20 protein-coding genes are annotated in these 22,144 nt (G+C 58.1%); 9 read left to right on the top strand and 11 right to left on the bottom strand.

The annotated features are described in order from the left end of the window. The first annotated feature begins 4 nt into the window (after positions 1–4). The 4 genes from GOW48_RS15880 to GOW48_RS15865 are packed head-to-tail and all read left to right on the top strand — an operon-like array spanning position 5 to position 4,095. Positions 5–472 carry a hypothetical protein gene (locus GOW48_RS15880; RefSeq protein ID WP_170755205.1) on the top strand — a complete coding sequence of 156 codons (468 nt, stop codon included), beginning with the start codon at positions 5–7 and terminating at the stop codon, positions 470–472. Next, positions 469–1,041 (top strand): MotE family protein, encoded by a 573-nt coding sequence (locus GOW48_RS15875; protein WP_170755204.1) that lies wholly within the window; start codon positions 469–471, stop codon positions 1,039–1,041. Before GOW48_RS15880 ends, GOW48_RS15875 begins: the two co-directional genes overlap by 4 nt. Positions 1,042–1,087: 46 nt before the next feature. Next, positions 1,088–1,957 (top strand): flagellar motor stator protein MotA, encoded by an 870-nt coding sequence (motA, locus tag GOW48_RS15870; protein WP_170755203.1) that lies wholly within the window; start codon positions 1,088–1,090, stop codon positions 1,955–1,957. Further along, on the top strand, positions 1,954–4,095 hold the full coding sequence (locus GOW48_RS15865) for a hypothetical protein (RefSeq protein ID WP_170755202.1): 2,142 nt from the start codon (positions 1,954–1,956) through the stop codon (positions 4,093–4,095). The genes motA and GOW48_RS15865 overlap by 4 nt, the downstream gene beginning before the upstream one ends. A gap of 19 nt (positions 4,096–4,114) precedes the next feature. Here GOW48_RS15865 and GOW48_RS15860 read toward each other — a convergent pair whose 3' ends face one another. Together GOW48_RS15860 and GOW48_RS15855 are read right to left on the bottom strand one after the other, a co-directional pair. Then, a complete protein-coding gene (locus GOW48_RS15860) occupies positions 4,115–5,476 on the bottom strand; it encodes an MmgE/PrpD family protein (RefSeq protein ID WP_170755201.1) in 1,362 nt (453 codons plus the stop codon). Next, positions 5,473–7,917, bottom strand: coding sequence for a GcvT family protein (locus GOW48_RS15855; protein ID WP_170755200.1), 2,445 nt, complete (start codon positions 7,915–7,917; stop codon positions 5,473–5,475). The genes GOW48_RS15860 and GOW48_RS15855 overlap by 4 nt, the downstream gene beginning before the upstream one ends. A 370-nt stretch (positions 7,918–8,287) precedes the next feature. On the opposite strand from GOW48_RS15855, the gene GOW48_RS15850 reads away from it, so the two are divergent. After that, entirely contained in the window at positions 8,288–8,617 is a 330-nt protein-coding gene (locus GOW48_RS15850) for a hypothetical protein (RefSeq protein ID WP_170755199.1), read from the top strand. Positions 8,618–8,620: 3 nt separating this feature from the next. Here GOW48_RS15850 and GOW48_RS15845 read toward each other — a convergent pair whose 3' ends face one another. Continuing rightward, entirely contained in the window at positions 8,621–9,121 is a 501-nt protein-coding gene (locus GOW48_RS15845) for a potassium channel family protein (RefSeq protein ID WP_170755198.1), read from the bottom strand. Positions 9,122–9,190: 69 nt separating this feature from the next. After that, on the bottom strand, positions 9,191–10,096 hold the full coding sequence (trhO, locus tag GOW48_RS15840) for an oxygen-dependent tRNA uridine(34) hydroxylase TrhO (RefSeq protein ID WP_170755197.1): 906 nt from the start codon (positions 10,094–10,096) through the stop codon (positions 9,191–9,193). Between the two features lie 93 nt (positions 10,097–10,189). Between trhO and pncA the strand changes: the two genes are divergently transcribed. After that, positions 10,190–10,783: a bifunctional nicotinamidase/pyrazinamidase gene (gene pncA, locus GOW48_RS15835; protein WP_170755196.1), complete on the top strand. Its 594-nt coding sequence runs from the start codon at positions 10,190–10,192 to the stop codon at positions 10,781–10,783. On the opposite strand, the gene GOW48_RS15830 is transcribed toward pncA, so the two are convergent. Beyond that, positions 10,780–11,313 (bottom strand): hypothetical protein, encoded by a 534-nt coding sequence (locus tag GOW48_RS15830; protein WP_170755195.1) that lies wholly within the window; start codon positions 11,311–11,313, stop codon positions 10,780–10,782. The two genes, pncA and GOW48_RS15830, sit on opposite strands and share 4 nt — an antisense overlap. 163 nt (positions 11,314–11,476) lie before the next feature. Between GOW48_RS15830 and pncB the strand changes: the two genes are divergently transcribed. Next, positions 11,477–12,769: a nicotinate phosphoribosyltransferase gene (gene pncB, locus GOW48_RS15825; RefSeq protein ID WP_170755194.1), complete on the top strand. Its 1,293-nt coding sequence runs from the start codon at positions 11,477–11,479 to the stop codon at positions 12,767–12,769. 3 nt (positions 12,770–12,772) lie between these two features. Here pncB and GOW48_RS15820 read toward each other — a convergent pair whose 3' ends face one another. From GOW48_RS15820 to GOW48_RS15795, 6 genes are read right to left on the bottom strand one after another with little or no spacing between them, the layout of a single operon-like run. Next, positions 12,773–14,224, bottom strand: a complete 1,452-nt coding sequence (locus GOW48_RS15820; RefSeq protein WP_170755193.1) for an aldehyde dehydrogenase family protein — start codon at positions 14,222–14,224, stop codon at positions 12,773–12,775. A gap of 32 nt (positions 14,225–14,256) precedes the next feature. After that, the gene (locus GOW48_RS15815; protein ID WP_170755192.1) at positions 14,257–15,855 is read right to left on the bottom strand and encodes an ABC transporter ATP-binding protein; all 1,599 of its coding nucleotides are present in this window, start codon (positions 15,853–15,855) and stop codon (positions 14,257–14,259) included. Then, positions 15,852–16,667 (bottom strand): ABC transporter permease, encoded by an 816-nt coding sequence (locus GOW48_RS15810; RefSeq protein WP_170755191.1) that lies wholly within the window; start codon positions 16,665–16,667, stop codon positions 15,852–15,854. Before GOW48_RS15810 ends, GOW48_RS15815 begins: the two co-directional genes overlap by 4 nt. After that, complete coding sequence (locus GOW48_RS15805) at positions 16,664–17,611, bottom strand: ABC transporter permease (protein WP_170755190.1); 948 nt, start codon at positions 17,609–17,611, stop codon at positions 16,664–16,666. Before GOW48_RS15805 ends, GOW48_RS15810 begins: the two co-directional genes overlap by 4 nt. 40 nt (positions 17,612–17,651) lie before the next feature. Continuing rightward, positions 17,652–18,713 carry a ligand-gated ion channel gene (locus tag GOW48_RS15800; protein WP_170755189.1) on the bottom strand — a complete coding sequence of 354 codons (1,062 nt, stop codon included), beginning with the start codon at positions 18,711–18,713 and terminating at the stop codon, positions 17,652–17,654. Between the two features lie 59 nt (positions 18,714–18,772). Then, positions 18,773–20,260: an ABC transporter substrate-binding protein gene (locus GOW48_RS15795; RefSeq protein ID WP_170755188.1), complete on the bottom strand. Its 1,488-nt coding sequence runs from the start codon at positions 20,258–20,260 to the stop codon at positions 18,773–18,775. Between the two features lie 170 nt (positions 20,261–20,430). Between GOW48_RS15795 and panB the strand changes: the two genes are divergently transcribed. Further along, positions 20,431–21,270: a 3-methyl-2-oxobutanoate hydroxymethyltransferase gene (gene panB, locus GOW48_RS15790; protein ID WP_170755187.1), complete on the top strand. Its 840-nt coding sequence runs from the start codon at positions 20,431–20,433 to the stop codon at positions 21,268–21,270. Then, positions 21,267–22,109: a pantoate--beta-alanine ligase gene (gene panC / locus GOW48_RS15785; protein ID WP_170755186.1), complete on the top strand. Its 843-nt coding sequence runs from the start codon at positions 21,267–21,269 to the stop codon at positions 22,107–22,109. Before panB ends, panC begins: the two co-directional genes overlap by 4 nt. Positions 22,110–22,144: the final 35 nt, after the last annotated feature.

The following is a 22,144-nucleotide window of genomic DNA, read 5'->3' as shown; positions in this document are numbered from 1 at the left end:
GAAATTGGAATTGATCGCAGATATTTTTCTGGTTGCCAGCGCTCTTGGTGCAGGCCTGTATTGTTTTGTTCTATCGCGCCGCCTCAGGCGTTTCACGGATCTTGAAAAAGGCGTTGGCGGAGCGGTGGCCGTTTTGTCTTCGCAGGCGGACGAACTTAAGAAATCACTGGATTCGGCTCGTGCGACGTCAGATCAGGCCAGTGATGAACTCAAGTCGCTAACTCTCAGGGCGGAATCTGTGGCCCAGCAGCTAGAGTTGATGATGGCGTCGATGCACGACGTCATTCCAGAAAAAGACGCGGTTGAAGAAACAGACACAGCAGGGGCGACTGAAACCGCTTATTTACCGAAGGACGAGGTTTCGACAGAACCCGAATCCACGACCGAGCTGACAGTAAAGCCCGAGCCCAAACGCGCGATGGGTCTCATGTTTATGCGACATACGCGCAAAGTCGGTGAGGGAACGGCATGACTCGCAAGGCTTCTAACCGGCCCAAAGGCGGCGTTCTTACAGTGATCTCGTTGTTGATGGTCGGGTCTGCAGCAATACGCGTTGGGCTTGAAGCCGGACCTGCTTTGGCTAAGGCCGCTGAGCCGTCGGTCACTGCCGCGAAACCGATAATGGACGACCATCCCAAAACCCGAGAATTGCTGACTGCTTTGTTGCGCCGCGAACAAGCATTGAAAGAGCGTGAGGCGGCGATTTTGGAAAAGGAAAGAGCCCTCGATATCGCTGATCAGGCGATCGAGGCGCGCCTTGTTGCATTGCGGGACGCCGAAACGAGCCTTCGGGAAACGTTGTCCTATGCCCAAAAAGCAGCAGAGACCGATCTGACGCGGCTGACCGATGTGTACCAAAGCATGAAACCGAAAGACGCCGCAGCCTTGTTTGAGACAATGGATCCGGGTTTCGCAGCAGGTTTTTTGTCGCGCATGCCGCCGGACGCAGCTGCCGGCGTCCTTGCCGGGCTCAGCCCCGAGGCGGCCTATACGATCAGCGTCATCATGGCGGGGCGAAATGCTGCCGCCCCTCAGGAATAAACTCTATGTCCTTTAATCCCGCATTTGACTTCGTCGGAGAGCACACATGATCGGAATAATCGGAATCGTCGTCATTTTCGCCATGGTGTTCGGCGGCTATTTGGCTGCGGGTGGCAAAATGACGATCATCCTTAAGTCATTGCCATTCGAGATGATGATGATCGGAGGCGCGGCCGTGGGCGCCTTCTTGATCAGTAACGACATGAGCGCCGTAAAACACACCATCAAGGATATGGGCAAGGTTTTCAAAGGTCCCAAGTGGAAACCCCAAGACTATCGCGATCTGCTTTGTCTTCTGTTTTCGATGATCCGTATTGCCAAGGCGAACCCGGTCGAGGTCGAACAGCACATTGAAGACCCTCAAAACTCGTCTCTTTTTTCCGCCTATCCCAAGATCCAATCGGATAAGGAAGCCGTTGACCTGATTTGTGACACAATGCGATCCGCGTCGATGAATTACGACGATCCGCATCAGGTCGAGGAAGTTCTGGAAAAGCGGATGGAGGCGAATTTCCATCACGCCATGCATTCCAGCCATGCTTTGCAAACGGTGGCCGATGGCCTGCCCGCGTTGGGTATCGTTGCTGCCGTTCTGGGGGTTATCAAGACAATGGGCTCGATTGACCAACCACCCGAGGTATTGGGTAAGTTGATCGGTGGTGCTCTGGTCGGTACGTTTCTAGGGGTTTTTCTGGCTTATGGTCTGGTCGGACCCTTCGCTGGCAAGCTGAAGGCCGTGGTTGAAGAGGACAACCATTTCTACCAGTTGATCAAAGAAGTACTGGTCGCCAATTTACACAACCATAATGCCGCGATGTGTATCGAGGTTGGCCGACAGAATACTCCGACGCATAACCGCCCCGGCTTCTCGGAACTTGAAGAGGCGCTGAAAGAGCTTAAGCAAGCAGCCGCATGAAAAAGTCCTGGGGCATAGCGGCCATCTTGCTTGGGGCGGCTCAAGCCGTTTCCGCCGAGGAATTGACCGTCCGGACGGGTGAACATGACGGTTATACCCGATTGGTTGTACAGATCCCGCCTGATACCGGCTGGATTCTGGCTCAAACGAAAAATGGTGCCCGCCTCAACGTGGCACTTGATGACGTGACTTTCGAAACTGGGTCTGTGTTCCGCCGTTTAACGCAAAATCGCCTGTCGGCATTATCACAAAAGAAACCGGGGGATGCGCTAGAGTTGCAATTTGGTTGCGACTGTGTGGCGTCCTCATTTCTTTACAAAGACACGATGATCGTGGTGGATATTGCGCCCGCTGCCTCCCTTCCACCGCTCAGCGAAGATATCCCACGGCCTTTGCTCCCCAAATCGGCTGTGCAGGAAAACCCGCTTGAGACAGTCCAGAAAACCGAGGTGGTGGCGCTTCCCTTGCTTAATTTGAACGCGCGGCAATTTGAAAATCAGCTATCCACAAAACTGCTGCAAGGTGCAGATCGTTCTATCGTCGATCTGAACATTACTCCTGCTGGCCCAAGATCAACCGGATTCCAAAACGCGCCTCTTCTGCCTTCAAATCTGGGGGCGAATATCAATGTCACCTCAATTCTTGACGAATTGAACGATCTGCTTGGCCCAGATCTCATTGAACTTGAACGTCAGCCGTCCTGCATTACCAACGCCGAGATTGGGTTTGACACCTGGTCTGACCTGCGACCGTTCTCGAAACAAGTGGCAAGCGCCCGCGCCGCTCTGTTTCATGAATTTGACCGCGTCGATCGCGCACGCGCGTTAGGGCTTGCAAGGCTCTATGCCTATCACGGGTTTGGCGTTGAGGCGCTCGCCATGTTGGACCTTGCGACGCCTGACGAAAGCGAGCGGCATATGATTGCAACAATCGCCCAGATTCTTGACGAACGCTCGGTAGATGAGCCGAACCCGTTTCAGGGGCAACAGCGATGCGACAGTGACGCAGCCTTTTGGTCTGTATTGTCGGAAGGCGTACTAGCAAAAGATGCGCAACTGAGGTCAATCGAACGTGCATTTTCTCGTCTCCCTGATCATTTGCGCAAGCAACTTGGTCCCAGACTGTCGGAAATTATGGTGGAAGGCGGCCAATTGGAAGCCGCAAGACGGGTGCTTCGATCCGTTGATCGGGTTGAGAACGCCAGCAGCGCCGATACGTCCATAGCTAAAGCCGCGATAGCTGAGGCGGAAGGCGACGGTCAAGAAACAGAGCTCCGTCTGAAAGAAGCAATCGAAGCGGAAGATGCGGGTTCCGAAGCGCCCCTTTCGTTGGCGCGCCTTATTGAAAAACGTTGGTCTGAACGCGGTGCGGTTTCACCCAAGGAATTGGGTTTGGCTGCGGCCTTTGAGATAGAATATCGCGAGTCCAAGATGCATCCAACGTTACAGCGTGCGCATGCGGTTGCACTAAGCCTAAGCAATGATTTTGATCAGGCGATGGATACCGCACTGCAAATACCCGATGGGCAAGACCACGAGGGAGCCGTTAACCGCGTTGTGCAAATTCTGGTTGAGCGGTCCGATGACATAACATTTCTGCGCCATACAATCGGCTTATCCAGCAATATCTCGAAGGTTTTGACCACTGAAACCGCTGTCTCTGTCGCAGAGCGGTTGGTAGAACTTGGGTTCGCCAGCCGGGCATTTGCGCTAGCGAACCGGCCTCAGGACACGTCTTTTAGGTCCAAAAGAGCAAGGGTCAGGGCGCATTCATCGATACTGCAGGGACGTCCACATCAAGCTTTGCTGGAGTTGGAAGGAGACGTATCCCAAGACGCGCTGGCTCTTAAGACGCGGGCCTTGCAGGACATCGGGGATTTTGTACAAGCGGGACAACTTTTGGGCGATGCTAACGACCATGATGAAGCCAACAGGTTATTCTGGCTAGCTGGTCAATCCGACGCAATCACCAAAGAGCTTGAAGCCAAATATGGAACGATCAACGACTTGACGCAGACTCTCACCAGTTCGCCTGAACGACACCCCGGAGAACCCTTGGCAGATGCAGAGGGCCTTTTGCAGGACAGTGCGGATACACGGGAAAATATCTCGACGCTTCTTGAAACGTTGAAAGACTAACTTTTTGAGTCTCTGAAATTTACTGTGCTTTTCTATAAGCAGGTGCAAAAAGCTGCGGGCTTAGATCGGAAAATCGTGAAGACTCACCTGTCCAGCCCAAAATAGCCGCGGCGATGGCGTCTGTGCGCTCGACACCGATCGCAGGCATGGCAAAGTCCTTGAACTTTGCGATCACATCTGCGCGGCTGAACGGATCTTCTGGCCCGCCTCGCGCGTGAACGTCGCCCGACGCAAAGACACGGCCGTCAGTTGTAGTAATACGCACATCAGCCCAACGTCCTTCGGGAAACCGTAGGGAATGACGTTGATCCTCGGATACCTGAATACGGGTGATGAAGGCGGCGACTTTTGGATCGCACAGACCCGCGCCAGAAATATGTTCGACCCCGATCCGCCCGTAAATCGCCTGAACGGCAACCGCAAAAGGCAGCGAGTATTGTGCTTGAGACGTCGTATCGGGCATTCCTGCGAATAAACGGGCGGCTTCATGAAAGCTGTTGATTTGCACCGTTTTGATCTGATCCGCCGATAGTGCATTGTTCAGCATCAGCATTCGCACCCCGTCAATGGCAGCGTGGGCCCATCTGCAGATAGGGTAAGGCTTCACGTATTGATGCTCGACTTGCCAGAACTGGCCCAGGTCAGCCCAGTACTGCGCGGCCGACTCGGCCTCGACCGTGATCGCTGGAGCGCCCGTAAACCCGCGTTCGGCCAGAACGGCGGCAGAGAGCCCGACCAATGCCCCCCAGCCCGAGCCATCATGCAACATGGTAGGGTTCGCAATCTCGCGCATCATTTGACTGCGCGGGCCGTGATATTCGGCAATGCCCATGGCATGTCGCATCTGTTCGCTAGAAAGGCGGCGCATCCGGGATGCCATGGCGACAACGCCCAACGCATTCCAGGCGCCCGATGTGTGATAATCACTGGCAGATGCGTGCAGTGACATACCGGCACGCCCGGCAACCTCGTACCCGGTGACGACGGCTGCCAGTGCTTCGGGGCCGGTCAGGTCCGGGCAATGTTCAGCCAGAGCGACCAGAGCCGGTAAAACCACCACGCCGATATGCCCTTTGGTAGGGTTGTAGCCGTCATGGCCGTCCAGATTGTCAATCTGCGTTGCCGCAGCATAGGCCGCGCCGGCCAGGCTTACGGTCCGCCCGTCAAACATCATGTGCGCGCTGAAACCAGGATCGGAACTGGCATAGAGCAGCGCTGCGGTATCCCGCGCGATCACACCAGCCTCCATCTGGGCGGACGCGATCAGGATACCCATCGTATCCAGCATCATCAGCGCAGCCGCTTCCTTGGCGGACTCTGGCATATCCGCCGCTGGCCGGTCCAAGGTAAACTCAGCAACACGGGTGAAAGCATTGGTCATTCGGCGGGCTCTGCTGCGGGTTGATGGAGGCCGCGCAAGCGAAGCCCGGACGGATCGAACGGAGGCTCTGCCAAGACAGTTGCGCTGTGTGGAGTGCCCAGAATGAATACCTCGACCTTGTCGCCGGGTTGCGCAGCGTCGGGGTTCACATATCCAATGGCGAGCGACTTGCCGACGGAATACCCATAAGCACCCGATGTGACGCGCCCGACCGGGCGTCCGTCAGGCGTGAAAATGGGCTCTCCCCCCGACGCATCGGCTATCTTGGCATCAATCTCAAAGATCGACAGTACTTCTCGGGGCGGAGTGTCCTTGATTGCCAGATAGGCGTTTTTGTTCAGGAAGTCCTTATCCAGTTTGATCAATCCTGACAGGCCGACCTCGTGCGGCCAATATTCCTGTGAATATTCGCGACCCCACGACCCATACCCCTTTTCGATGCGCAAAGACCCCAGCGCGCGACCACCAACAGGGCCTCCGCCAAGATCGTTTGCAGAGTCTAAAAGCGCAGTATAGAGCCTAACTTGATCCTCTTCGGCACAGTGCAACTCCCACCCCAAATCCCCGGTAAAGCTGACACGGATGGCTAAACACTGAACGCCCGCCACCTCGATTTGACGAGACCGCATGAAACGGAACCCCTCGTTAGACAGGTCTGCATTCGTCAGCCGTTGCAACAGATCGCGCGATCTGGGGCCGGCAACGTTGAAGCCAGCGATGCGGTTTGTGGCAACCTCGAAACTGGTGCCTTCTGGCAGATCAACCATGTTGAAGAACCGCTGGTGGTACCGCTCGGCCATGCCTGAACCGATCATCATGTATTCGTCATCTGCGACTTTGGTGATGGTAAAGTCGCCCGCCACGCCACCACGTACCGAGATCAAAGGCGTCAGGCAGGAGCGTCCAACCTCGGTCGGTACCCGGTTAGCAACAAGACGATCCAGCCAATCGTGCGCCCCCAATCCCTTGATCACGTAGTTGGCGAAGTTCGAGATGTCGATCACACCCACATTGTCCCGCAGCATCTGGACTTCACGGCCAACCGGTTCCCACCAATTCTGGCGGGTGAAGCCGGCAGTCTCGATCACACCAGGCTGATCGGCGAACCAGAGGGGGTGCTCCCACCCGCAGTTCAGGCCAAAGACGCAGCCCATGTTCTTTTGCATCTGATAGGCAGGGCGCACACGGGCGGGGCGGCCCGCGCTGCGTTCTTCGTTCGGGAAGTGAATGGCGAAGCGGTGCGTGTAAACGTCCTGCACCCGCGCTTTTGTGAAGGCCTTGTCGGCCCAGTCGCCAAACCGCGCCAGATCCCAGGCAAACATGTCGTATTGCGGCTCGCCCTCGATCATCCATTGCGCCGACAACAGGCCAAGCCCGCCCGATTGCGAAAATCCGGGGATGATGCCGGTGCAACAGAAATAGTTCTGCAGCTCGGGCACAGGCCCCCAGATCGCGTTCGAATCCGGCGACCAGATCATCGGGCCATTGATCACCCGCTTCACACCGGCGGTCGCGGCCACTGGTACACGGTCGGTTGCGCGGATGACGTTCTCCATGATGCGATCCAAATCGTCGGGGAACAGATCATGGGCGAAATCAAGCGGCGTGCCGTTCTCAGCCCAAAACTGCATGTCTTTTTCATAGGCACCGATCAGCAAACCGTTGCCTTCTTGCCGGAAGTAGTACTCGCCATCCCGGTCGGCGATGGACGGCAAGCGGCGGCCCAACGCGGCGACTTCATCAATCGCTTCGGTGACGAAATACTGATGTTCAGTCGGTTGCAGGGGCAGTTCAATACCCGCCAATGCGGCCACCTCACGCCCCCACAGGCCGCCGGCATTCACCACCCATTGCGTGTGGATATCGCCCTTTGCGGTGCGTACGATCCACGATCCATCTGGTTGCTGTTCAGTGCCTAACACAGGGCAAAATCGCTCAATGCTGGCACCCATCGCGCGTGCTCCGGCCGCATAGGCATGGGTCACGCCCGAGGGGTCAACATTGCCGCCATCGGGTTCGAACATGATACAGCGGATATCATCGAATTGCGCCAGAGGGTGCAGTTCCATGGCCTGTTCGCGGCTGATCTCGTGGAAGTTAAGACCGTAGAAACGCGCCTTGGCTTCTTGCAGGCGCAGTTGGTGTTCGCGATCCTCAGTCTGCGCCAAATAGAGCGAGCCGGATTGAAACACGCCACAGCCCTGCCCGGTTTCAGCCTCCAGCTGCTTATACAGGTTCATCGTATAGTGCTGGATACGGGTGATGTTGTTGTTGTCGTGCAGCCCGTGGATATTGGCCGCCGCGTGCCACGTGGATCCGCTGGTCAGCTCATCGCGTTCCAGCAGGACAACATCAGTCCAGCCCAGCTTGGCCAGGTGATACAGGATCGAGCAGCCGACCAGCCCCCCTCCGATGACAACGGCCTGAGCATGGGTTTTCATTGGCGCACCTCCTACAGAGCTTGCAGGAAAGTCAGCCACAGGTCAGGGGCTACTGATGCTCTGTTCCCGACGCAAAATGTCGGTAATGACGATCAAAACGCCGGAAGCAAAGGCCGCGTCGGCGGATCATCGCCCGGTGGCACCAAACGCGCGATGTCGTGAGCGTTTGTGTCTTGAAATGAGACGCACTGATTCTTTGATTAAATTAGGAAGCACGAAAATACGTGCCGAATTGGTCGAAACGCGACGGGACAGGCTGGTTTGAAACACGGTGAAGACCGCGTGGATCAGCAGAAATCTTGAAAAGTTCCTAAAATGTTCTATATTTGTTCCACATGAATGTCTGAGGTGGAACGGAGGTATTCGAGCTATGGCCAACGCTGCCCGTCAAAGCTGGTACGACGCACCCAGCAACGACTATCACATGCTGCCCGTCACGGACCGGCAGATGCGCTATGCGCGCGCGATTGCCCAGCAATCGGCGCTTGAAATCCCGGTCGAGGCACAACGCGACCGCAGGGCCATGTCCCAGTGGATTTCGGCGCATAAACAAGATGACCCGTCGCCATTTGCCAATTACCCCACTGGCAAACAGGTCGCTTTTGCTGAACGGATCTCGCGTTCCAAACGCAGACCGATACCGTCTGAGTGTTTCCGCGACAAGCACATGATGTCCCGGTGGATTGACACCAACAAATAGGCTCTAATCCGAGTGGTTTCGGGCATAAAGTGCCACTGCAGCGGCGACGAAGAGGCCCAGCAAGATGTAGCCTGTCACCGCTTCGGACACGGCCAACGCGCGGCACAGGCCGGTCGGGGCCATGTCACCATATCCAACGGTGGTGAAGGTGACGTATGAGAAATACAGGATGTCCCCCGGTCCGCTGGCACCGACCACGCAGTTGTCTTTATAGCCGAACGCACCGTAGACGGCGGCGAACAGGAAGGGGACGACCTGAATAAAGGAAACGCCCATCAAGAACAGCACACGACGCGGCGATTTCACTTGGGTCATGTAGAACCAGGACTGCGACACGATCCACAACAGCAAACCGACCGAGGCGAGGGTACCGATCGTATCGCCTGCGGTGGCCTCGCTCAGGCGTGATAGGCCGAACCACGCCACGAAACTGGCCACAACCATGCCACCCGCCGCCAGCAGGGTCGATTTCCATTCCTCCAGAGTGGTGGGTTTGCGCGACATTGGGCCTCCGGTCACAGGGTCTGCGTGTGATCATCCCGGTTTGCACCGGGGCCTGCAACCGGAATTGGCTTAATCTGCTCCCAGATGTTCCTGCCCGCGCGAACGTGCTAGACCGATCTGCTTTTGCCGCTCGCGGAAGCGCATTTTGTCCGCTTCCGAGGTCTCATCTACGCATTGGTGGCACGCAACGCCGTGCTCATATTCGGGCCGTTTCATATCCTCGGGCCGGATCGGGCGGCGGCAGCCGTGGCACAGGTTATGAGGCCCCTCGACCAGCCCATGCCCCACAGAAACGCGGTTGTCGAACACAAAGCACTCACCTTGCCAGGTGCTGTCCTCGGCGGGCATTTCCTCAAGGTAACGCAGGATACCACCCTTGAGGTGATAGACATCCTCGACCCCCTGCCCCAGCAGGAAGTTGGTTGATTTCTCACAGCGGATACCGCCGGTGCAGAACATGGCCACGCGCTTGTTGTGGAAGCGCTCCTTGTTTTCTTCCCACCACGCCGGGAATTCGCGGAAACTGGCTGTTTCAGGGTCTATAGCGCCCTCAAACGTACCAATCGCCACCTCGTAATCGTTGCGCGTGTCGATCACCACCACATCGTCCGAGCGGATCAGGTCGTTCCACTCCTCAGGCTCGACATAATTGCCGACGCGGGCAAGCGGATCGACATCCGGTTGGCCCATGGTCACGATCTCTTTCTTCAGGCGCACCTTCATCTTGCCAAAGGGCGGGTGGTCGGCGGTGGCCTCTTTCCACTCCAAATCGGCACAACCCGGCAGCGCCTTGATATGGGCCAGCACCGCGTCAATCCCGGCGCGGGGGCCCGCGATGGTGCCGTTGATCCCCTCTTGCGCAAGCAGCAGCGTACCTTTGACGGATTGCGCGAGGCAAAGGTCCAACAGGGGTTCGCGCAGGGCGGCGTGATCAGCGAAACGGGTGAAGTGATAGAGGGCAGCGATGGTATACATGCGCGCGGTCTAGCCCCACGCGCGCAGAGTCGCAAGGGACCGGATTGACGCCCCCCGCGCGCGCCCTTACCGATAACCGAAAAGGAGAGCACAATGACCCATGCCCTGATCGTAATCGACGTCCAGAACGATTTCTGCCCCGGCGGTGCGTTGGCCGTTCCCGGCGGCGATGAGATCGTCGCCCCGATCAACGCGATTATGGATGAGTTCGACGCGGTGATCCTGACGCAGGACTGGCATCCGGCAGGGCATTCCTCATTCGCCAGCTCTCATGCAGGAAAGAACCCTTTTGACGCGACAGAAATGCCCTATGGCCCGCAAGTGCTCTGGCCGGATCATTGCGTGCAAGATACGCACGGTGCCATGTTTCACCCCAATCTGCGCACAGATGCGGACCTGATCATCCGCAAGGGGTTCCGCCCAACCATCGATAGCTATTCTGCCTTTTTCGAAAACGACAAGACCACCCCAACAGGGTTGGAAGGATACCTGAACACGCGCGGCATACGAAAACTGACGATTGTAGGGTTGGCAACAGACTTCTGTGTACACTTCTCGGCCGTGGACGCAGCCCGGCTGGGATTCGAGGTCACAGTTCGGTTGGACGTTTGCCGCGCTATTGATCTGGATGGTTCACTGGCGACGGCTGAAGCCGCGATGCGTGACGCCGGTGTAACGCTGTCCTAAGGGGTCGCGCCACGCTCGGCCAGGTATTTGACAATAACAAACAGAATTACGGCCAGCCCAAGTGCCACGCCGATCCGTCCCGGCAAGGTACGGCGTTCGGGCGATGCTGGGGATTTGTACCGAGGGTTTGGCGTCCAGTCCGCAACTGTACGGCGCTGACCATTGCGCGGACGGGCGTTTTTTATGTCCCGAAGGAACTTTCGGAAATCGAACTCGCCGCAATATTCGCCCTGAACGCCCATCTTGCGAATATTGGCAAACAGAGCGCGCAGGATCCGCTCCCGTTCAGCCTCATCCCTTGGCCGGTATAGGCCGTGCACAAGATCGCTGCCGGTTGCGTCCAGACCAAAGCCCGCATCCTGAAAAATCTTGCGAATTTTTGGAGAGGCCGCCCTCAGAGCATCCGCAGTCTTCACACTGCGAAACATCGCACGCAGCACTGGTTTCTTCGAAAAACCATCCGGGCCCGAATCTGAATCCCCTTCCCCCGGATCGACGACAACAATGTCAAAATCGTACTCGAGAACCATTCACCAACTTAACCTCGTCCTTCGACCTCTCTTCTCACTAACCGGTGAAAAGAACACACAATATGCTCGCTTTGTGACCTGACATTGTCATTGTCACCAAACCAGCGACTCTTGCCATTCCACGCACCGATTGATCTAACAACGGAAATCGCAGGAGTTCCTCATGGTCGATATTGCGGCACGTGTGTACAATCATAAATGGCAGATTGACCCGATTGTACGGTCTTTAATCGACACAGATTTCTACAAACTGCTGATGTGCCAGTCAGTGTTTCGAAATCGGCCCCAAACGGATGTTGTGTTTTCGCTGATTAATCGGTCGAATCACATCCCTTTGGCCAAGCTCATCGACGAGGGTGAACTGCGCGAACAGCTGGATCATATCCGCTCACTCAGCCTCAGCCGTGGCGAAAGCACGTGGCTGCGGGGCAATATGTTCTACGGCAAACGACAGATGTTCCGGTCCGATTTCATGGAGTGGTTCGAGAATCTGCGCCTGCCCCCCTATCATCTGGAACGCAAGGGCGATCAGTACGAGCTGACGTTCGAGGGCAAATGGCACGAGGTCATGCTGTGGGAAATTCCCGCGCTTGCCGTACTGATGGAGCTACGCTCGCGCGCCGTGCTGAACGACATGCGCCGGTTCGAGCTGCAGGTGCTCTATGCCCGCGCAATGACCCGCGTTTGGGAAAAGATTGAACAATTGCGCGACATTGATGGACTGGGCATTGCGGATTTCGGCACCCGGCGGCGTCATTCGTTCCTGTGGCAGGACTGGTGCGTACAAGCCATGATCGAAGGATTAGGGTCTGCATTTTCCGGCACCTCGAACTGCCTGATCGCCATGCGGCGCGAGGTTGAAGCCATCGGCACCAACGCGCATGAACTGCCCATGGTCTATTCCGCGCTGGCCGATACGGACGCGGAACTGGCGCAAGCTCCGTATGATGTTCTCAGCGACTGGCATGAAGAACATGACGGCAACTTGCGCATCATCTTGCCGGACACCTATGGAACACAGGGCTTTCTGGACAGTGCGCCCGACTGGCTTGCAGGCTGGACTGGCATCCGTGTCGATAGTGGCGACCCAGCAACGGGGGCGGAAACCGCGATCAACTGGTGGAAGTCACGCGGCGAGGACCCGCGTGAAAAACGCGTCATCTTCTCGGATGGGCTGGATGTCGACAAGATCCGAGAGCTGCATGGCCAATTCGCCGGACGGACAAAAGTGTCCTTTGGCTGGGGTACATTGCTGACCAACGATTTCCGCGGGCTGGTCTCGCATGACGCACTGGCACCGTTTTCGCTGGTGTGCAAAGCGGTCTCGGCCAATGGCCGTCCGACGGTGAAATTGTCGGACAACCCTGAAAAGGCGATGGGACCGGCAGACGAGATCGAACGTTACAAACGCGTCTTCGGCGTTGGCGCGCAAAAAGCGATTGAGGTGATCGTCTAGACCCTAACCATGGTAATTTGCCACGGTTTTAAGTTGTGAAAAGCCGTATAGCGCCTCGAAACCCTTTTCTCGGCCATGACCGGATTTGCCGACGCCGCCAAAGGGCAGCTCGACCCCGCCGCCTGCCCCGTAGTTATTGACGAAGACTTGCCCCGCATTCAGCCGTTTCGCCAGCCGCATCTGCCGTGCGCCGTCGCGGGTCCAGATGCTGGCGACAAGCCCATAGTCGGTGCTGTTGGCGATCTCTGCGGCTTCGTCCTCGGTGTCGAAAGGGATCAGCACCTGCACCGGGCCGAAAATCTCTTCCCGCGCCAACATGTGATCAGGCGGCACATCGGCGAACAGGGTTGGCCGCACATAAGCACCTTGAGCCGGAGCATCCTCAACGATCTGTCCTTGGCCGGCGATGGTCAGATCTTTGCCTTTGGCCAGAAACCCTTCGACAATCTCTTTTTGACGGGCCGAGATCAACGGCCCCACCCGCAAATCCTGCGCCGCAGGTCCAACGGTCAGATCAGCATAGGCCGCAACCATGCGCGCCTTGACCTGCTCGTAAACCCCACGCTGCACTAGAATACGGGACGAGGCCGAACAGGTTTGCCCCGCGTTCTGAATACCCGCATTCACCAGAAACGGAAGGGCCGCGTCCAGATCGGCATCATCAAACACCAGTTGCGGGGATTTTCCGCCCAATTCCAATGTTACTGGTACAACATTGCGCCCCGCCGCCTGCTGCACCAAGGCCCCTGTCGCGACCGACCCTGTAAACGAGATATGGTGGACGCCCGGATGCGCCGACAGTGCCGCTCCGGCTTCGGCCCCTAAACCTGGCACCACGTTTAACGCACCAGCTGGCAAACCCGCTTGTTGGGCCAGATGAGCTAAGGCCAGCGCGGTCAGGCAAGCCTCTTCCGCAGGTTTCAGGACGCAGGCATTGCCCATCGCCAGTGCCGCCCCGACCGAACGCCCGATGATCTGCATCGGGTAGTTCCACGGCACAATATGGCCCGTCACCCCATGGGGTTCGCGCAGGGTATAAACGGTGTAGCCGTCCAGATAGGGAATCGTCTCGCCCATAACCTTATCCGCCGCGCCGCCGTAGAATTCGCAATACCGCGCCAAGGCCACCGCATCCGCGCGCGCCTGAGTCAGCGGTTTGCCCACATCCATCGCCTCCAACGCGGCCAGATCGTCCATGCGTTCAAGTACCAACTGACCTAAACGAGTCAGGATGCGCCCGCGCTCCAGTGCGGTTTTTCGACCCCAATCCCCATCCAGTGCCGCCTGCGCAGAAGCGACCGCCGCATCGATATCGGACGCATCCCCCCGAGCGATGTGACAGATTTCAGTACCGTCCGAGGGGTTGATCAAAGGCAGGTCGACGCCAGCAGAGGGCGCGATCCACTCTCCACCGATCAAACAAAGTGCGGGGTTGAACCAAAGAGGATTGGGCATGTTTCTCTCCATTCAGGCTCTAATCATACATATCAGCCAGCAAGCGCCCCGATATCAGGCAGCACCGGCGCGGCGTCGATCAGGGTACGGGTATAGCTGTGCTGCGGATGGGTAAAGACCTGCTCGGTCTCGCCTTGTTCCACGATCTTGCCCGCCTGCATGACCATCACCCGATCAGTGATCGTGCGCACCACGCTCAGGTCGTGGCTGATGAACAGATAGGTCAGGTCATAGGTCGCGCACAGCTCGGCCAGCAGATCCAGGATTTGCGCACGAACTGAAACATCAAGGGCCGAGACCGCTTCATCAAACAGGATCAATTCGGGGCGGATGATCAAGGCACGGGCAATGGCGATACGCTGACGCTGCCCGCCCGAGAACTCGTGGATGTATTTCCCAGCGTCATTAGGGCTGAGGCCGACGGCGGTCAGCATTTCTGCGATCCGGTCCTGCCGCTCGGTCCCAGTAGGCGGCGTGTCCAGCAAATGAAACGGTTCGGTGATCAAACGCGCGACTTTGTGGCGGGGGTTGAAGCTGCCATAGGGGTCCTGAAACACCACCTGCATTTTACGACGCACCGCAGGGTTTGGTTTGTGGCCCGTGAAAACGGGTGCGCCATCCAGACGGATTTCCCCCGCTTGCACCTCTTCCAAGCCCAGAATCGCACGCGTTAGGGTCGATTTTCCACATCCAGACTCACCTACCAAACCCAGTCGTTCACCACGATTGAGCGTAAAGCTGACCTGATCCACCGCGCGGTGGTGGCCCGGCTTGTCGAACAGACCCTTGCGCGGCAAGTGATAGTCGCGGACGACCTGAGTGACCTCTAACAACGGGCGATCCCCCGCTGTGTCGGGCAAGGCCACCTGATGACCCGAGGCCTCAAACAGCATACGGGTATAAGGGTGCTGCATGTTTCGCAGCAGATCGTCGGTGGGGCCAGCTTCCACGACCTCGCCGTGCCGCATCACGACGATCTGGTCTGCCATGTCAGCGACCACGGCCAGATCATGGGTGATCATCAGCAGACCCATGCCGTATTCGCGCACCAACCCCTTCAGCAGATCGAGGATTTGCGCCTGCGTTGTTACATCCAGCGCGGTTGTCGGCTCATCCGCGATCAGCAACGTGGGCCGCAAGGCAATGGCCATGGCGATGACAACGCGCTGGCGTTGCCCGCCCGACAACTCATGCGGATAGCGAGACAGGGGAAAGCGCTCCGGGGGAAGGCCCACGCGGCGCAACACTTCCTTCGTCCGGTCCAGAGCCTGCGTGGCAGGCATGGCCTTATGGATCAGGATCGTTTCCATGACCTGATCGCCGATGGTCTTCACCGGGTTCAGGGCTGTCATCGGCTCCTGAAACACCATCCCGATTGCGGCCCCGCGCAGGGCACACATCTCAGCTTCGGGAGTGGTCAGCACGTCGCGCCCTTCCAGCCGGATCTCGCCCTGCGTCTGCGCCCCGTTGGGCAACAGTTGCATCACGGCCAAAGCGGTCATCGACTTGCCCGAGCCGCTTTCACCTGTCACAGCGACGATCTGGCCGGGATCAATGGACAGGTTAATCTTCTTCAGGATCGGCGCCCCGTGGATGGACAGCGACAGGTTTTCGACCTCAAGCAAACTCATGCGCGCGCCACCCTGATCCGAGGGTCCAGCCAATCGCGCAGCCCGTCGCCCAGCAGGTTCAGACCCAGCACCGTGACAATGATCGCCAGCCCTGGTATCAGAGCCAAATGCGGGGCAAAACTGACCATTGTCTGCGCATCGGCCAGCATGCGGCCCCAGCTAGGTGTGGGCGGTTGCGCACCAAGTCCGACGTAAGACAGCCCGGCTTCGGCCAGTATCCCTAGCGAGAACTGGATGGTGCCCTGTACGATCAGCAGATTGGCGACATTGGGCAGGATATGTTCCGCCGATATGCGCGCAGCACCCTTGCCCGAGACACGGGCGGCGAGGATGAACTCACGCTCCCACAGGGACAGCGCCGCGCCGCGGGTGATACGGGCGAAGACGGGGATGTTAAAGATACCGATGGCGATAATCGCGTTGATCGCCCCTGCGCCGAATACGGCTGTGATCAGGATCGCAATGACCAGCGATGGGAAGGCAAAGACCAGATCATTGCCGCGCATGATCACCTCATCCAGCCAAGATCCTTTGCGCGCCGCCGCTGTCAGGCCAAGCGGCACGCCCAGCGCCATACCGATCCCCACGGCAACCAGAGCAACCGCAATCGACGTGCGCGCACCGACCATAATCATCGAAAACATGTCGCGGCCGAAATGATCCGTCCCGAACCAGTTCTGTGCGCTTGGCGTCTTTAGCTTGCCGGGAATATCCAACGCGGCGTGGTCGTAAGGTGTCCAGACAAAGGACACCAAAGCCGCCAGCAGAACCAGCGAGGCCAGCAAGGCGCCAAGGATCAGGTTGCGGCTCATGTCCGACTCCTGAGGCGGGGATCGACGGCGGCATAGGCCAGATCGACCAGGAAATTCACGGTGATGACGGCAAAGACCAGCAACATGACAACCGATTCCACCACAATCAGATCACGGGCCGAGATCGCCTGAAACACCAAACGCCCAAGGCCGGGCAGGTAAAAGACCTGTTCGATGATGATCGACCCAGCCAAGAGGAATGAAAACTGCAGCCCAATGATGGTCAGCACCGGGATCAGCGCGTTGCGAACGCCGTGCCGCCACAGGGCCTGACGGCGCGACAGACCCTTGGCGCGGGCGGTGCGCATGAAATCCTCGCCCAGAATATCCAGTAGGGATGAGCGCATGACCCGTGCCAGAATCGCCGCCTGCGGTAAGGCCAGCGCGATGGCGGGCAGAGTCAACGAATGCAGCCCGGTCCAAAGCCCCTGATCCCAGCCAGCGAACCCTCCGGCGTTGAACCAGCGCAGGTTGATGGCAAAGATCAGCACCAGCATCATGGCAAACCAGAAATTAGGTACCGCGATGCCCAGCTGCGTCGCACCCATTACGGTCAGATCGCCAGGCTTGCCCCGACGCGCAGCAGCATAAATCCCGGCGGGAAACGCGATCAGCGTCGACAGGGTCAGCGCGTATAGCGCCAGCGGCAGGGACACCCACATACGGTCGGCGATCATTTGGGAGACCGGCGTGCGATAGGTATAAGACGTGCCGAAATCACCCACCAGCATTCCGCTGACCCAGTTGAAGTAGCGTTCAAGCTTTGAGCCATCCAAGCCCAGCTCGGCCCGTAGCGCAGCCAGCGTGTCCTCTTGCGCGTTTACGCCCAGCATGAAGGACGCCGGATCGCCCGGCGCGACCTCGATCACCGCGAAGATCACGACCGAGGCAACGGCCAAACTGATCATCAGCGATATCAGGCGTTTGAGAGCGTAGCGCAGCATAGATCGCACGTTAGGGTCACAGGAGCCGTTGGTCCAGCGTCTAAGGTATCAGCAAATAAGCAGAAACCGCGTAGCCGACGATCGCGGCATAGCCCAGAGGATAGATCCACTTAACCGCGTAATTGTCCAGCTTTCGCGCCGTGTCTTCGCGCCCGGCGACCTTGAGTCTGCGCAAGGCGACATTGAACACGATCAGCGCCCCGGTCATCAGGAACATCCATTGCAGAACGAAATCCAGAAAGGTCAGATAGCCCAGCTTGGGCAGATCAGCAGAAATCGCCCAGTTGAAAGCAACGAAGACCAGCAGGTTGCCGCCCGCAATCTCGATCCGTTTGCGGTATTCGTCCAGAAAGAACAGCGCCCAGCCAACAGCAACGAGTACCAGCATGGGCATGAACACCCGGATCATGTAGTAGGTTTGATGCCTGCTGCCCTGAAAGGCCAGCGCCAACTGATCGCTATCTTTCCCCGACAGACCCTGAACCTGGGTTTTCACCATTCGCGCATTGCCCAGAACCCATTCTTCCTCGCCCAGCAGATCGCCCAGACCCGAGTAGTCTTCCAGCGGGTAATACGTCACGTAATCCGCGGGAAAGACTGAAACGACCTCGAAATAGAAATCCTGCGTGTCGAACGGGTACTTACGGAAATCGAAGTGAGGTGCCTGCAAGGTGAGCGAGGATTTCTCGACATAAACCACTCGCCCGTCACTGCGCACCGAGGCGGCGGCCTCGTGTATCCATTTGTTGGATTGCTGATTGTGGATCACGAAAGCGGGCATGACGGCGCCAATTTCGGCCGCGTGGTCCGCCAGGTCAGACGGGTTGAAGACCCGAATGTCCCGCCCCGTCTGCTCTGCGTCAAACGCCAGCAGAGGGTCCGTCCATTCGAACCGCAAAACCGCCACCGCCCCATAGTTTTCCGCTTTTTGATCAACGCCGGTGATCTGGTCGATCCTGATCCCGACGCCCACATTCAGCGGATTTTCAGGGGTGCCAGCCAGTGCGTCCAACCGGGTGCTCAGCGCATTTTGCGCACTGGCCATCGAGGCCAGCCCGCACAGCGTTAACACGCATAGCAAAAGAACACGAAAAGACGTCATGATACCGTTCACCCCGACCCTTGAAAAACTGCGGCCGCACAATGCGACCCCAGTTCCGGTCATTCAGACCAACTGATCTGCGTCAGATCGATGGCAGCTGTGGGCGCGTTCTCCCACAGGCCCTGCACACCGGCTTTGGCAACACCCAGCTTGGCCAGCTGGAACAGGTAGCCATTGACGAAATCGGTGGCTATCAGGCGTTGCGCATCGCCCAACAGGTTCTTGCGCTCATCAGGGTCGGTGGTCTCGTTCAGAAGTTCCATCAACGCTTGAAAATCGCTGCTGTCATATTGGAAGTAATAGTCGGGCCGCGCATAGATGCCGATGTCCATCGGCTCGGTGTGGCTGACGATAGTCAGGCCGAAATCCTTGCCCTTGAACACCGATTCCAACCATTGCGCCCATTCAACATTGATGATCTCGGCTTTAATCCCAACCTCGGCCAACTGCGCGGCGATGATCTCACCGCCGCGACGGGCATAAGAGGGGGGCGGTAGATGCAGCGTGGTCTCGAACCCGTCGGCATAGCCAACATCAGCCAGAAGCTGCGCAGCTTTCTTGGGGTCATAGGCCGAATTGCCGGTCAGATCGACATAGGCTGGATTGTGCGGCGCAAAATGGGTGCCGATGGGGGTTCCATAGCCAAACATCGCGCCGTCGATAATTGCCTGACGGTCGATCGCATGGGCCATAGCCTGCCGCACCCTTATGTCGTCGAATGGTGCTTTCTTATTGTTGGTGGACAGGATCGTTTCGCCCTCGGTCGAACCGACCAGCACTTGAAAACGGGGGTCGGCCTCGAATTGCGGCAGGTTCTCGGGCGCCGGGAAGTTGTCAAACACGTCCACATCCTCGGCCATCATTGCGGCAAAGGCTGCGGTGGGGTCCGAGATGAACTTGAACGTTGCTGTCTCAAGGCTGGGCTGATCGCCCCAATAGTTCGGGTTGCGATTCACCGTGATGCTGTCGCCCTGCACCCAGTTGCCAAAGGTATAGGCCCCTGTTCCCACGGGATTGGTCTTGATGTCGTCGATACTCTCGGGCGCGACAATCACTGCGTCGCCCCAAGCCATATTGAACAGGAAATTCCCATTCGGCGCGGACAAAGTGACCTTGACGGTCAGCGGATCGACCACCTCGACGCTGTCGATCCCGGCGAACAGAGCTTTCTGCGCATTCGCGCTGTCTTCGGCGCGAGCGCGGTCAAGGCTGAACTTGACGTCCTCGGCATCCATGGTCGATCCATCGTGGAACGTCACACTTTCGCGCAGCTTGAACGTATACATCGTCCCGTCTTCCGAGATCTCCCAACTTTCCGCAAGACCGGGCACGACCGAGCCGTCCCCCATAAAACGGGTCAGCCCTTCGAAGATATTGGTATAGACCACCGAATCGATGGCTTGCGCGGCGGCGCTTGTCGGGTCCAGATGCGGCGGCTCAAGCTGCATCGCAATGGTAATATCTGATTTGGCCAATGCCTCGCCTGCGAACAAGCTGGCACCGACGGCCAAAGCGGACGCAAAGGACCGAAATCTCTGCTTTGTCATGAAAATCACTCCCCACTGAAATATGCAGCCGCGTGTTTTTTCGGGCTATTGTCAGACCAATCTTCCCATAAACCTACAGTCAATCAAGGAAATGTTCGCGCAACCGGGGTTTCTATGCGGTGCCGCAATCTGCTATGCCGCGCTGCAACATAAACCCCGGAGGAGCGATCATGAGCGCCACCGCCCGCAAAAAAGCCCCCAACGCCGAAGATATTCGGGCGCGCAAAGGGGGCGAGCCTCTGGTCTCGCTGACCGCCTACACGACGCCGATGGCCCGATTGATGGACGACCATTGCGACTTCGTTCTTGTCGGCGACAGCGTCGGCATGGTCCTGCACGGACTGGAATCGACGTTGGGCGTGACGATGGAGATGATGGTGATGCACGGTCAAGCCGTCGCCCGCGGACTGAGCAATGCGATGATGGTCATCGACATGCCCTTTGGCAGCTATGAACACTCGCCTGCCGACGCGTTCCGCAACGCAGCGCGACTGATGGCTGAAACCGGCGCGGGGGCCGTCAAACTGGAGGGTGGGGTCGAGATGGCCGAGACCATCCGCTTTCTGGTTCAACGCGGCATTCCGGTGATGGCCCATATCGGCCTGACCCCGCAATCGATCAACACGCTGGGCGGCTACAAGGTACAGGGCCGCGATGATCAGGCCGAGGCGGTTCTGGCCGACGCCCACGCCGTCGCAGGCGCAGGCGCGTTTTCGGTCGTGTTAGAGAAAGTTCCGCAAGGTCTGGCCGACCGCATCACGGCCGACGTTGCGATCCCCACCATTGGCATCGGCGCCTCGGCTGGCTGTGACGGGCAAATCCTTGTGGTCGACGACATGGTGGGCTTTTTCACCGCCTTCAAACCGAAATTCGTCAAACGTTATGCCGAACTTGGCCCGCTGGCCGAGGCCGCCATCGCCGAATACGCCGCCGAAGTGCGCGCCCGCAGCTTTCCGGCGGACGAACATGTTTTTGCGGATCAGGCCCCGTCCAAAGGACCAAAGACATGACAGCCCCCATCCTGCGCCGCCTTGCCGATCTGCGCGCGCTGACATCCCAATGGCACCGCAACGGCGAGGTCATCGGCGTGGTCCCCACCATGGGCGCGCTGCATCAGGGGCATCTGTCGCTGGTTGAGGCCGCCAAGGCCGGGGCCGACCGCGTCATTGTCACGATTTTTGTGAACCCCAAGCAGTTCAACAACCCCGAAGACTTGGCCAATTATCCGCGCACGGAACATGAGGACGCGCAGAAACTGGGCCCATTTGACGTGGATGCGATATACGTGCCCGATCCTGATGAGATCTATCCGCAGGGCTTTGCCACCACTGTGTCCGTCACTGGCCTGACCAATGTGATGGAGGGTGAATTCCGCCCCGGACATTTCGACGGCGTCGCCACTGTCGTCGCAAAACTGTTCCTACAAACTCAGGCAGACAGAGCCTATTTCGGAGAAAAAGACTATCAACAGCTGATGGTCGTGCGCCGTATGGCCCGCGATCTGGACATCCCGATTGAGGTCGTTGGCTGCCCTACCGTTCGCGAACCCTCGGGGCTGGCGATGTCTTCGCGCAACCTGCGCCTGTCACCCGAGGGGTTGGAGGTTGCTGCCAACAAGCATCGGATCATGAGTGATCTGGCCAACGCACTACGAGACGGGGCAGAGTTTGACGCTCTGGCCGCGCAGGCGCAGACCGATCTGCTGGCCGCAGGGTTTACGCAGGTCGAATATATCCAACTGCGCTGCGCCGAGACGCTGGAACCGCTGACCCACGCCGACCGCCCCGCCCGGCTGTTTGTGGCCGCTTGGGCAGATGGCGTGCGACTGATCGACAATATTCCGGTCTGAACGCTCTGGCACCCGCGCTATTGTTTGCGCTAAAC

This window comes from Ruegeria lacuscaerulensis (assembly GCF_013033355.1).
Lineage (GTDB): Bacteria > Pseudomonadota > Alphaproteobacteria > Rhodobacterales > Rhodobacteraceae > Ruegeria > Ruegeria lacuscaerulensis_A.
The sequence above is the reverse complement of the archived record's forward strand: the minus strand, read 5'-3'. Positions and strand labels throughout refer to the sequence as shown.